At 53.7% G+C, this 12,855-nt stretch carries 11 protein-coding genes; 4 read left to right on the top strand and 7 right to left on the bottom strand.

The features are described 5' to 3' along the window. Position 1: 1 nt before the first annotated feature. The 6 genes from HX792_RS20715 to HX792_RS20690 all read right to left on the bottom strand — a co-directional run bounded on the left by HX792_RS20715 (position 2) and on the right by HX792_RS20690 (position 3,760). Positions 2-355, bottom strand: coding sequence for a putative holin (locus HX792_RS20715; RefSeq protein ID WP_046035109.1), 354 nt, complete (start codon positions 353-355; stop codon positions 2-4). A 27-nt stretch (positions 356-382) separates the two neighbouring features. Next, positions 383-595, bottom strand: coding sequence for a tail protein X (locus HX792_RS20710; RefSeq protein WP_046035108.1), 213 nt, complete (start codon positions 593-595; stop codon positions 383-385). Continuing rightward, entirely contained in the window at positions 595-1,056 is a 462-nt protein-coding gene (locus HX792_RS20705) for a head completion/stabilization protein (RefSeq protein WP_176997848.1), read from the bottom strand. The genes HX792_RS20710 and HX792_RS20705 overlap by 1 nt, the downstream gene beginning before the upstream one ends. A 104-nt stretch (positions 1,057-1,160) precedes the next feature. Continuing rightward, a complete protein-coding gene (locus tag HX792_RS20700; protein ID WP_176997847.1) occupies positions 1,161-1,862 on the bottom strand; it encodes a terminase endonuclease subunit in 702 nt (233 codons plus the stop codon). Positions 1,863-1,866: 4 nt separating this feature from the next. Further along, entirely contained in the window at positions 1,867-2,889 is a 1,023-nt protein-coding gene (locus tag HX792_RS20695; protein WP_176997846.1) for a phage major capsid protein, P2 family, read from the bottom strand. Between the two features lie 40 nt (positions 2,890-2,929). After that, positions 2,930-3,760 (bottom strand): GPO family capsid scaffolding protein, encoded by an 831-nt coding sequence (locus tag HX792_RS20690; protein WP_176997845.1) that lies wholly within the window; start codon positions 3,758-3,760, stop codon positions 2,930-2,932. Positions 3,761-3,915: 155 nt separating this feature from the next. Between HX792_RS20690 and HX792_RS20685 the strand changes: the two genes are divergently transcribed. From HX792_RS20685 to HX792_RS20675, 3 genes are all read left to right on the top strand, one after another. After that, entirely contained in the window at positions 3,916-5,673 is a 1,758-nt protein-coding gene (locus HX792_RS20685; RefSeq protein WP_176997844.1) for a terminase ATPase subunit family protein, read from the top strand. Further along, a complete protein-coding gene (locus HX792_RS20680) occupies positions 5,673-6,722 on the top strand; it encodes a phage portal protein (RefSeq protein ID WP_176997843.1) in 1,050 nt (349 codons plus the stop codon). Before HX792_RS20685 ends, HX792_RS20680 begins: the two co-directional genes overlap by 1 nt. A 157-nt stretch (positions 6,723-6,879) precedes the next feature. Beyond that, positions 6,880-7,674: a DNA adenine methylase gene (locus tag HX792_RS20675; RefSeq protein WP_176997842.1), complete on the top strand. Its 795-nt coding sequence runs from the start codon at positions 6,880-6,882 to the stop codon at positions 7,672-7,674. Positions 7,675-7,763: 89 nt separating this feature from the next. Here the strand turns inward: HX792_RS20675 and HX792_RS20670 are convergent, their stop codons facing one another. Continuing rightward, the gene (locus HX792_RS20670; RefSeq protein ID WP_176997841.1) at positions 7,764-8,600 is read right to left on the bottom strand and encodes a hypothetical protein; all 837 of its coding nucleotides are present in this window, start codon (positions 8,598-8,600) and stop codon (positions 7,764-7,766) included. A gap of 1,681 nt (positions 8,601-10,281) precedes the next feature. Between HX792_RS20670 and HX792_RS20665 the strand changes: the two genes are divergently transcribed. Further along, on the top strand, positions 10,282-12,060 hold the full coding sequence (locus HX792_RS20665; RefSeq protein ID WP_176997840.1) for an ATP-binding protein: 1,779 nt from the start codon (positions 10,282-10,284) through the stop codon (positions 12,058-12,060). Positions 12,061-12,855: the final 795 nt, after the last annotated feature.

Here is a 12,855-nt window from a genome sequence, read left to right as displayed (position 1 = left end):
ATCAGGTGCCCCCTCTGATGCGACGCCATATGTCCCAGATGTCCGCTTTTTCCACCCACACCATCAGCTTGATGCTGATCGGGATGACCACCAGGGCACAGACAAATGCACTGCCGCCGCTGGTGATAAACGGAATTGCCTGTAAGGCCATGGGCGCAAACAGGTAACCCACGCCGGCCGACAGGAACAGTGAGCCCAGCCGCTGCCAGACTTTGAGGTCGCGCTTGGTACTGGTAACCAGCCAGGCTCCGAGGATGGCGCCGAATAGCGCCCCGTCGTCGATAACGGGCGTTACGGTAGACAGGCCCAGACCAATGAGCAGGCCAGTCACAACGCTGGAAGTCGGATCAGCCATGGTGTGGTTTTCCTTCGATGCAGGGGGTCAGTTCCATAGCTGCACCATCTGCCGCTGGGGCGCGCTGGTTTGGGCTTCGGGCATGTTGACGACAAGGCCTTGCGGCAGGATCGGACCGTGCTCGGCCAAGCCGGGGTTGGCTTCCAGCACGGCCTCGGTGACGCCGGCGGTGCGGCCGTAGAACCGCCAGCAGAGGGCGTCGACGGTGTCGTTTTGATTGGTGCGGATGGCTACGGGCATCAGATCAGCTCCACTGTGGTGCGGCTGATCCCGAGGAAGTCGCGGACGGCCCAGCGCAGATCGCGGCGGTAGTCGTCGATGGTTGGGGTGGTTTCTTCGGCTTTGTCGCTGCCGGTGTTGGTCGCGCTGTAGTCGCGGTACCGCTCGCAGACTTCGGCGCCGGTACCGGCCTCGATCGCGCGGCGGTACAGGTGAGCCTGGACCGACACGTCGTTGATCATGTCGTCAGGCACATCTGCCAACGTGGCGTAGCCGGCGGCCTGTTGTTTGGCCTTCCACAGCTTCAACTCACGGTTGAGGTTGATGGCGGCAGCGATCACGGCAGTCTCCAGGCGGGCCGGGGTGACGCTGGAGTCGATGCGCAGGGTGGCGCGCAAGTCGTCCAGATCGATCGAAGGCCAGAATGGATCGGTGTTGATGTGACCGCCGGTGACTGGGCCGCTGGCTACAAATGCGCTCATGGAACGGCACTCAAAAATAGGTCGCCGGTGGTCGGGGCTTCACGTTCAGGAGGAGCGGCCTGGCCGATCCGCCCCGAGCCGGCGGGGTGCGTGGGGACGCTCGGTTAACTACCGGTGGCAGTATGTTTTTTCAGGAGGCGTTCGGCGCCGTCCAAATCCTTCTTGCCGCCGCAGCTGTCGTGCAGCTCGATGGCGCGCTTGAGCAGGTCGATACCGGCTTGAACCTGTCCCGGCTGACCGGGTTCCTCCGCTGTGATGCCGTGCACCGTGGCGCGGCCCGTTGCCAGGTAGAGCTTGGCGCGGGCTTGGTCTGGCATGTCTTCGTCGTCGGTCAGCTCAACGGTGCGATGCAAGATGTTCAGGTCGAAACTTCCGTTGGTTTTTTGCGCTTTCAGTGCGGCGGTGGCGATTTCTTCTGCGACGAGGCAACCGGTGGTGCGCTCGAAACGGTCGGGCATGATCAGCTTGTGCTTGAGCACGTAGTCGGCGATGTCCAAGGCGCCGCTGTATTCACCGGCATCGATCCGCCAAACCATGATGGTGGTCAGAACGTCGTCCTGGGCACCGTTGCCGGCTGCAAGCACGCCCTCGACATAGGGGACGTACTGGGGCAGCAACTGTGGCTTGAGTGCTTCTTTTGCGGCGGTGGACTGAATCGCTTTCAGACGAAGCCGATCCTGAAGCAACTGATTCAACTGATGCTCGTAGGCGGTGGCGCCGGCCATGGATTGCTGTGGTGCCGTTTTCGCTGCCTCCATGGCCGCGCGTGCGCGGCGCTGGTGGGCTTGGGCGATGCTAAGTGCCATGGGGTTAACCCTCGCTGCCTGCGTCTTCAACCGGCTTGATGTTTTCCAGCAGGCAGCCCAGGCCGTATTCCTCGACCACATACGCCTCGTTCGACGATTCGAAGTTGCTCACGCGGTTCCACTCTGGCTCTTCCTTGAGGTAGCGGCGGCGACCGCCGATCTGCCAATACACCGACAGGTTGGCGAAGGTGGTGATGAGGATCGTGCCTTCGGGGATGTACGGCACCTCGTACAGCGGCAAACCACCGACGCGGCGTTGCGAGATGATCAGGTCGCTCGCCAGGGTGTTGGTCGCGTCCTGGTCTTTGTTGACCAGGGCCAGGAACTTGTCGTGGACCAGCTCGCGGCCGGTCAGCACCACCAAGCCAGGGTTGCGGCGGTACCAAGGGTCAAGCAACTGGATGGCGTCGTAGACCAGGGCGTCGATGTTCTTGAAGTCGCCGGTTTTGCCAATGGTGATCTTGCCGGCGACGGCGCCTTCCTTCAGCACGCGGTCGGGTGCGTGGGTGCGGTACTGCTGGAGCCAGCCGATGTTGACGTCTTCCAACAGTGGGTGCGTGGTGCGGTCGGTTTGCTCTGCGGCCGAAACGCCGTAAAAACCGATCTGGATACGGTCGAGCGCCTGACGTTGGGCGATGGCGCTGGACAGGCGGGTTTGGAAGTCCGGGAACTTGGCCCAGGCGTCGAGCTGTTTGTAGCTTACGAAGGTGTCGAAGTCAGTTTGTTCGGCCTTGTACTTGTCGCTCGACAGAGTACCAATGCTGCGCGGCTCACGTTTTTTGACGTTGGTGTTGGTACGACTGGCAACGGTGCCGCCTACGCCCAGTCCGACCTTTTCGCCTTCCTGTTCATCAACGCCGATGACGTTGACCTTGGTCAGGAATTCGCTCGACTCCTGAATCTTGGTTTCCAGGCGCTGCTGGATTGTTGGATCGACGCTGAATGTGGCGGTGGCCGATTCAACACCGTTGAGCTGTGCGACCTGGCTGAGGTAGCCGGTGAAGAGTTTTCGAGTGTCGTTACGCATGGGTGTCTCCGATAGTGGGCTGGGCGGTGTAGGCCGCAGGTCAGAATTCAGCCAGGGCTGTTTTGCCGCCGCCGGTTACCGGTGGGCGCTGGGTTTGGGAGTGGTCTTGGGTTTTGCCGAGGGTGGTTTTCAGCTCGACCAGGTCTTTGCTCAGTTGCTCAACCTTGGTGTTCAGTTCTCCGGAGAATTTCATCTCGGCGGCCAACTGATCAGGCAGATCCTTGACGTGGTCGGCAATCGCTTCGACGGCCTGGCCGATCTGGGCGAATTCAGCATCGTCCTTCGCCTGTTTGCCGCCGAGCAGTGCCTGCACCTTGCTGAAGAGCTGGGCGCCGAGGCTGGGTTTGTCCTCGATTTCCTCAAACAGCAACTCGGTTTCCACTGCCTCGGTGAACATCGACGTCGCGGAGTAATGACGGTCTTTGAATGGGCTGGATTCTGGCTTCTGCGCGGAAAAAGACAGTACATCGGTGCCCAGGCTGGCCGGGGAGTCGGTCACCGCCAGGCCGACGATATAGGCCTCGCCGGTGTCCGAAAAGCTGTCGTCGATTTCGATCGAGGTATAAATCTTCTGCTTGGCCTTGTTCATGGCGATCAGATCGGGCGTCGGCTCGACCTGGGCGAACAGGGCCAGCTTCTTCTGGCCGTTGATTTCCACTTCTTCGGTCTTGACCGCGAGCACGTCACCGTAGGCCTTGAAAGGGCTGTCGGGAAGCAGGCTGCGGAAGTGCTCCAGCCAGATGCGGGCACCGTAGGTGGATGGGTTGAAGTTCTTCGCCGCCTGTTCCAGCCAGCTACGTTTGATGGTGCGCTTGTCCGAGGTAGCGCCCTCGACGGCGACGCGGAACCAATTACTGCGGAATTTCTTCATGCCGGGAATCCTCAATGCGTTGGGCGCTAAGTGCGTTGCAATGAGGGGCATGGTCGTGACGCGCGCGAGTTGCGGCAACGGGACGGGATTGTAGAGAGCGGGACTACAAGGGGCGGCGCTACTGACTCGCAGGCGTGGGCGGCAGCATCGCGGCCATGACTACGACTGAACTGCTCCCAATCGATCCCCGACGCCAATCCAAGTTCCTGTATTGGATGGGTTGGCGCATCTGCGAGATTGCCGAGGCTACGGGCGAAAAGGAAAAAACGCTACACAGCTGGAAGGCCCGCGACGAGTGGGACCGGGCGGATAACGTCGAGCGCATCGGCGGGGCGCTGGAAGCGCGTTTGGTGCAGCTGATCCTCAAGGAAGGCAAGAGCGGCGGGGACTTCAAAGAGATCGACCTGCTGCACCGGCAGTTGGAGCGACAGGCCCGCATTCAGCGCTTTCAGGGTGGCGGTACCGAAACTGAACTCAACCCCAACCTCGCCAAGCGCAACGAAGGCCCGAAGAAAAAGACGTCGAAAAACGACATCAGCGAAGACCAGATTGAGCTTCTGCGCGAAGCGTTTATCGATGGGTGTTTCGACTACCAGAAAGACTGGCACCGGGCGGGCAATCAGCGCACCCGCGTCATCCTCAAAAGCCGGCAGATCGGCGCCACTTACTACTTTGCCCGTGAGGCGTTTATTGATGCGCTGGAAACCGGGCGCAATCAGATTTTCTTGTCGGCGTCGAAGAATCAAGCCTACCTGTTCCGTGGCTACATTCAGGCGTTTGCCCGCGAGGTCATCGGCGTCGAGCTGACTGGTGATCCCATCGTGCTGCCGAACGGCGCCGAACTGTTTTTTCTCGGTACCAACGCGCGCACGGCCCAGGGCTACCACGGCAATTTCTACTTTGACGAATTCTTCTGGACGTTCAAGTTTGAGGAGCTGAACAAGGTTGCCTCGGGTATGGCGATGCACAAGAAGTGGCGCAAAACCTACTTCTCGACGCCGTCGACCATGGCCCATGAGGCCTACACATTCTGGACGGGCGAGCGCTTCAACAAGGGCAAGCCGGCGGCTCAGCACACCAAAGTCGACGTATCCCACGGTGCGCTCCAGCAGGGCCGGTTCTGTGAAGACCGGTTATGGCGGCAGATCGTCACCATCCTTGATGCGGAGCAGGGTGGTTGCGACCTGTTCGACATTGAAGAACTGCGGCGGGAGTACAGCCCCGAAGCGTTCGCAAACCTACTCATGTGCGAATTCGTCGACGACGGCGCGAGTATTTTCCCGCTGACAGTGTTGCAGCCCTGCATGGTCGACAGCTGGGTCGAGTGGGCCGAGGACTACAAGCCGTTTGCCATGCGGCCTTTCGGTGATCGCCAGGTGTGGGTGGGATATGACCCAGCGGAAACTGGCGATTGCTCGGGCCTGGTGGTGGTCGCGCCGCCGCTGGTGCCAGGGGGCAAGTTCCGGGTACTGGAGCGTCACCAGTTCCGAGGCATGGACTTCGCGGCGCAGGCGAGCGTGATCAAAGCCGTCTGCGATCGGTATTGGGTGACGTACATCGGGATTGACGTCACCGGTCTGGGTAGCGGCGTGGCGCAGCTGGTGCGCCAATTCTTCCCCAATGTCACCACGTTCAGCTATTCGCCTGAGGTCAAGACCCGCCTGGTGCTGAAGGCCTACGACGTGATCCACCGGGGCCGGCTGGAGTTCGACGCCGGCTGGACCGACATGGCGCAGTCATTGATGGCGATCCGCAAGACCATCACCGCAGGCGGTCGCCAATTCACCTACACCGCCGGCCGCAACGACAACACCGGCCACGCCGACTTGGCGTGGGCGCTCTTTCACGCATTGCACAACGAACCGCTGGAGGGGCAGACCACTGCCAATACCGGGCGGATGGAGATTTTTTGATGTCGAACCGCCGCAGAAATACCAAGCAAGTGGCCCAGGCTTCCACAGTTGCAACGCAGGAGTTCATTCCGCGCAGTGAAAGCAAGATGGATGCTTTCAGCTTCGGCGATCCGTCACCGGTGTTGAGTGGCCGGGAGGTGTTTGATTATCTGGAGTGCTGGTTTAACGGGCGCTGGTACGAGCCGCCGTTGTCGTTGGACGGTCTGGCACGGTCTGTGGGGTCCAGCGTGCACCTTCACTCGGGACTGATGTTCAAGCGCAATTTGCTGAGTAAAACCTTCATTCCACACCGGCTGCTGTCGCGGGCAGCGTTCGAACAGTTCGCCCTGGACTTCCTGTGCCTGGGTAACGGCTATCTGGAGGGACGGCGCTCGATGCTCGGCCCGGTGCACGAGCTGGTACCGCCGCTGGCGAAGTACATGCGCTCGGGCAAGGACGGCCGGCAGTTCATGGTCCAGGGCTGGAAGGAAGAGCACGAATTTGAACCGGGCACCGTTTTTCATCTGCGGGAATCGGATCTGCATCAGGAGGTGTATGGCCTGCCCGAGTGGATCAGCGCCTTGCAGTCGGCGTTGCTGAATGAATCGGCCACGCTGTTTCGCCGCAAGTATTACGAGAACGGCAGCCATGCCGGCTTCATCCTCTACATGACCGACGCCGCGCAGAACGAAGCGGATGTCGATTCACTGCGCAAGGCGCTCAAGGATTCCAAGGGGCCGGGCAACTTCCGCAACCTCTTCGTTTACTCGCCGAATGGAAAAAAGGACGGGTTGCAGATCATCCCGGTCAGCGAAGTGACAGCCAAGGACGAATTCAACTCAATCAAAAACCAGACCCGCGACGACGTGCTGGCCAGCTTGCGCATTCCGCCGCAATTGATGGGCATCGTGCCGCAGAACGCTGGTGGGTTTGGGTCGATCAGGGAGGCGGCGCAGATCTATGCGGCCAATGAACTGGAGCCGATTCAAGCGCGTATGGCGCAGGTGAATGACTGGCTTGGGGAGGAGGTCGTGCGCTTCAAACCTTATGAAATTCCCGTGGGGGCCTAAAACCCCCTGCGCAGCAAACGAGGCGACGAACCGGTGCGTCAACACCGGTTCGACGCTGAAACACTCGAACACGCCGAGTGCTCCAACCAAGGCCTCGCCCCACTGCGCAGGGGGTGCGAAGCCTAAGCGAATCCAATTGTCGAAACAAGGATCACTTATGAGCACACCGATAATCCCGTGGATGGGCGGCAAGCGTCGCCTGGCAGATCGTCTAATTCCACTGTTTCCACCCCATGAATGCTACGTCGAGGTTTTTGCCGGCGGTGCCGCGCTTTACTTCATGCGGCCCCAGGCCGCGCCGGTTGAGGTTCTCAATGACATCAACGGCGACCTGGTGACGTTGTACCGCGTTGTGCAGAACCACCTCGAGGAATTCGTGCGCCAGTTCAAGTGGGCGCTCAGCTCTCGACAGGTGTTCGAATGGCAGAAGATGACCAGGCCTGAAACACTCACTGATATTCAACGGGCTGCGCGGTTTTTCTACCTGCAGCACCATGCGTTCGCGGGGAAGGTCAGCGGGCAGACATTTGGCACAGCCACCACCGGTCCGGCGATCAACCTGCTACGGATTGAGGAGAACCTATCCGCCGCGTGGCAGCGCCTCTCAGGCACCTACGTAGAGAATCTGGGCTGGCTGGAATGCGCGGAGCGGTACGACCGGCCGCATACCTTCCACTACATGGATCCGCCTTACTGGCAGACCGCCGGCTATGGTGTGGATTTCCCTTTCGAAAACTACGAGCGTATGGCCGAGTTCATGCGGCGCTGTAAAGGCAAGGTGATGGTCAGCATCAACGATCATCCTGATATTCGACGTGTGTTTGATGGGTTCCACTTCGAAATGGTGGATATCCGATATAGCACGGCTAATCAGCGGCAGGGTAGAGCGGAGGTCAGCGGGGAGCTGATCATTTTGAATTGGGAGCCCGATGCATTGGGGGGGTTGTTTTGAATTGATTCAAAGTGAAATACCATTGTAAGAAGCCACCCTAGAGGTGGCTTTTTCCTGTCGAAGAATTTCTCCTCGGTTGCAGTAGTGGATTATTGCCCTCGCTGACTATCTATGATCGGTGGTGGCAGTGGCGAGGGCTTCAAGAATGCTCTGTCGGGGAATAATCTCCTTGCGATATTCCAAGTGCTTTGATGAAGTTTATGATTTGAATTTAAATTTTCGCAGAGAAGTGCATAAGTTTGTTTGGCATTTCTTAATGCGGTATGAAAGATAAGTGGGCCAATTAATTGCTCGATCTTTTCTAGCGGAAGCTCGCGGCCGTTAATGTCATGTTTTTCAAGTGCAGGTTGAAGTTTTTCGGCATGGAAACTATTTCTCATTTCCATGCTTACAATGGTTTGTTCAAATCGTTCTTGTTCTATTGTTAAGTCGATGAGGTGACTAATTTCATCGAAGTCATTTAAGAAATTTAAGCTGTCGAAATCGATTCGTGCGTCTTTATAATCTGGAAATTTTACAGCGCTCATTGAGAACGCTTGATCAAGGTCCCCCGGATAATGGTCAAAATAGTTTTTCATTTGGTACATGGCATTGTATTGCCGAATTGACGTAAAAAGGCACGCGTCTAACGCGAGTTTTATTTTGTTTTTACTTGCCTGCTTTTCTTCGTGTTTCCTGAACAGGTAAGCGAAATAAGAGCCAGAAAAAGCACCAAGCCCAGCAGAGATAAATGGCCAGATTTTATCTGCAGAAGGAGTAATTGACTTTTCGATTGCGAGGCTCGAAAAATACCATAGGATTAAAGCCGCCAAGCCAGTAAGGGTGCCCATCCATATGGGGTCATAACTTCTCAAGTTTTTCATTGTTAGCCTTGATTGTGTTTGAGTGTTTTTTTCTACTTTTTTGTATTTGTCGTTGTCCAGCACATTATTATTCTTTCACAAAACCTTTTTCTGAGCACGTTGTGCAGTCTTCACTCTGCCCAAACCGACCAAGGCAGGAGGGGCAGGTACAGAATCTGGCCAGCTCAATTAGCTTTCGAATGTTCGACGGTCGCGACACTCTTGGGCGATCTGTGCAATATCGATCAGAGCCCGCTAAGTTTTCTGGATCTTGGGGTGGCTCATAAGTCCTACCATCTGTAATGCGTGCTGTCTCGACCAGTTTGTACTGTAGTCCATCAGGCGTCGTCAAAAAAAGGCCAGTGATCCTAACAATTTCTCGCATCATGCTCAGCGCAAGGTCTGCTCCATTCGCGTCTGGGTAAACCTTCCCGTTATACACGTTGGTTGGACCAGGGGGCTCATCAGTTGCTTCAACATAGATTGTAAGGCTGATTGTCCCTCGTAGCCCACCGGTTCTCGCTCTCACAACCTCACAACTCGAAGATCTCCGATATCGATCATGGAAGCTCAAGATCGCTTCTACAGCGTGCCAGTACGCTGCATCTGCGATCTTTTTCATCTCGAGGTTTTTGAGCTGGTCGATCAGCCCCCTGTTGCCAATGTCGCTGACATCGAGCGAAGTGTTTTCCGGTGCGCCTCCGGGTTTTGCATTCGGAAGTCGTGGTCGTCGAGGGTCGAGTGCGACTGCTGAAGTCTGAGAACTTTGGCCTGATCGAAGTTCATGAAGGCAAATCCGCTGTGCAAATACTGTGTATGAATACGGTATCAGGGTTGTCTGGGAGACTAGACAGATACGACGCTCTGTTGAAAATGCTCCGGGGAGTTGGCGTGCCACATTCCGTTCGCTGGAGTGGCATTGCACCTGGCGCGCGCCGTCGTCCCCCCACCTCGCCTGCGGGCTAAAGGTGTCGGTTTTTCTGCACTCCTGCGGACTAATCTCGGTAGCCCAGGCTGGGAGCTTGCTTGGCATTTTGGAGGGTGCTTAAACCTGCGGAACCCTGCGAGGGTAGATGTATTGCGCAACTCTTATCAGAGTGCACGAACCGTTGAATTCAATAGGTGCTTCGGGAAAAAGGTTAGTTTTATTTTGAAAGGGGGGGGGGTGGGGTGCAGGGCCCGTGTTTGTTGGGCTTGCGACCTAACTTTGATGGGTTAGGTTAAAGGTTAGTGATTCGTAAGATACTGTTTATAAAGGATTTTATATATTGAATATTTGACCCTAATAAAGGTAGGAGATAACCAGACCTAACCGAAAAGCTAACCTTGCGAACCTTCCGCGAAGCCATAACAGACCAGACTTTCAGAGCTACAGGTAAAAAACCTACCTTCCTAACCTCTTTCCCGTTGGTGAATATGAAAAGCCGTAAATTCAGAAGGAGCTGGCGGAGGTTCGCTAGCTGTTGCGCGTGCGCGCTGTTGCGACGACACTTCAAGACTACGATAACGATCATCAATCGGGCTTGACGGTGAATCCGTACCTGTGGAGGTCTAGAGAGAATGCAGTATGTGAAGGTGGGCGAATCGAACCGGGTTCTTAGCTTGGGGAAATTTCAATACCCAGTAATGCGATTGCACCATTAGGATTGATACGACTTCCAGCAATTCACAAGCACTGCGTGGTGGATCGCAGAGTGAGATTTACATAAGTCTAATAAAGCGGAAGAGTTGTTATAATTAAATTAATAAGTAGGCTGAGAGTGATATGTTGCTAAAGGGATTTGGTTTTTCGGGGTATCGAAGTGTTGGGGATAAGCTTATTAAGTTGGCGCCCTTAAAAAAAGTAAATTTTATTATAGGTCAAAATAATATTGGAAAATCTAACATTATCAACTTTCTTTTTCATTACTATCCTGCTCTTTTGCGTGGAGTAAAAGGCGAGAAGATAAGCGACGCTATTAAACTACCTGCGATAGATGAGCATATTTCAGAAGGCAAGGTCGGTCGTAGAGTCGCGTTTAATTTGCAATTTTCTGAAGTTGATGATTATATTTGGAAAAAAATTATCTACGGAGCCTCTCAGCAAAATTTACAGTCAGCGAAAAAAGTACTGATGAGTCCAGCGTTTAATGATGGGATGAGATTGTGGTTTGTTTATCTATATGATGATGTAAGTAAAAAGTTTACCTTGGTTTATGATAGAGACGAGGTTGGGGGGATACTTAATGCCAATGAATGGCGGTTTTTATGGATGGGTTTAACTAATCAGAGTGGCGGGAGCTTACAAGCTCATTGGTTTCCTGAAACAATGTTAGCGCTTGCTTACTCTCCAGATACTGTGCCAAAGATTGAAGTGATTCCTGCAATAAGGAAAATTGGAGCGTCGGGGAGTCAGGCCGCAGATTTCAGCGGAGAAGGGATAATCGAACGCTTGGCGAAAATTCAGAACCCAACTTTAGAACTTCAGAAAGACAAGCTAAAATTTATCGCAATAAATAATTTCTTATCCGATGTGCTAGAAAATCTAAGCGCTTCAATAGAGATACCTCATGATCGAGATATGATACTCGTTCATATGGACGGTAAAACGTTGCCGCTAGAATCCTTGGGGACCGGTGTGCATGAGGTTATTATACTTGCAGCGGCCGCTACTCTGCTCGAGGACAGTATATTATGTATAGAAGAGCCCGAGCTGCATTTGCATCCCTTGCTTCAGCGGAAGTTGGTAGCATACCTAAATAATAAAACTAATAATCAATATTTTTTCACCACTCATTCTGCGCATTTATTAGATGCTGTAGAGGCAGAAATTTTTCATGTCACGCAAGTCGAGGGGGCTACTGAAGTTGAGGCTATATCCAGTACCAAGCAACGTTCAGAAATTTGCAGTAACCTTGGGTATAAGGCATCCGATATTTTGCAGGCTAACTGTGTTATTTGGGTTGAAGGACCTTCCGATAGGATTTACTTAAATTATTGGATCGCCTCGCTTGTCGATAGTTTTGTGGAAGGTGTGCACTATTCAATAATGTTTTATGGCGGTCGACTATTTAGTCATTTGACGGCGTTGGATAACGATGAGCAAGAACGGCTTGAAGATTTTATAAGTATTAGAAAGCTTAACAGACATTCCGTAATAATGTTTGATAGTGATAAATCTAGCGCTCACGCCAAGTTGTCCTTGACTAAGCAGCGGCTGCAAGAGGAGTTCGACCTTGGCCCCGGATTTGCGTGGGTTACAAAGGGGCGAGAGGTTGAGAACTACTTAGATGAAACATTTGTAGAGGCAGCTGTTCTCGCGGTCCATCCTTCAGCGAAATCACTAGAAAGCCGTGGACGATGGTCTAATCTTCTAAAATATAACAAAACCAAGGGAGGAGAAGTAAAAGAGGCGAGCAAGGTTAAAGTAGCACAGTACTATACGTCTAATTATGTTGCTGACTTGAAATGCTTGGACTTAGAAGAGCAGATGGAAAGGCTGAGGCTTTTCATACTTGAATCTAATCACCAGTTTGATGGAATGTATCCTATAGAGTATCGCTAACACTCAAAAGTTTGCTACTGCTGCTTGGCGATTTTATCAGGCCTCTCTCGAGGGAGGGGGGCTATTTTCATAGTCGTCGACTTTCGGAACTCTCGATCCACATCGGTTCCGACGCCAGTTCTCGCCTCAATATGTGCGTAGGATAACTTAGGGCTGCGGTAATAGCGTCACTGCATCTGTGATGCGTTTGTGCGTTTGTGTACAGGGTCTCCATGTCCATCTGAATCCCCCGATTTTATAGAGCATTGAATGACTGCTTTTGGACGATAACTGACATTTAGGTGAGGTCTTGCTGTATAGGTAAGGGGGGATTTCAAAAAGAGTAATTTCAGTAACCACGACTGGGTAATGGGCTGGAGGCCACGTATTCCGTGGGGTTGGGTATTACAAAAAGGAGTAACAGAGAAGTAATCGAAAAGGTAATTTTTTAGCAATCTATTGTTTTTAAAGGATTTTTATAGGCGTGAGAATTACATTTATAAAGAGTAATCAGATTACTTCAATATTACTTGAAAATTACCTTTTTGAGGCATTGAAAAAACCTTTAATTTCAATGGCTTGAACGTAAGAAACGGTCAAGATTACTTATGTTACTCTTTTTTTGCCCCCCCTCTAGATTTCGAATTTCAGCCCCCTGTACGTGTGATGCGCACGCGTATAGAGGTGTATGCTGATGCTCGTGGGAATGGCGTGGGAATGCTTTTGCGCAGTTGGCACCGCTGGAACCCTTGTATTCTGGGGGCTCGGTTGCGAGATTGCGGGTGCGGGTACTTTCGAATCTCTCCTTCACCGCCA

The sequence above is a fragment of the Pseudomonas sp. B6002 genome (genome assembly GCF_013385985.1).
In the GTDB taxonomy this organism is placed as follows: Bacteria; Pseudomonadota; Gammaproteobacteria; order Pseudomonadales; family Pseudomonadaceae; genus Aquipseudomonas.
This window is presented reverse-complemented; position numbering and strand designations above follow the sequence as displayed.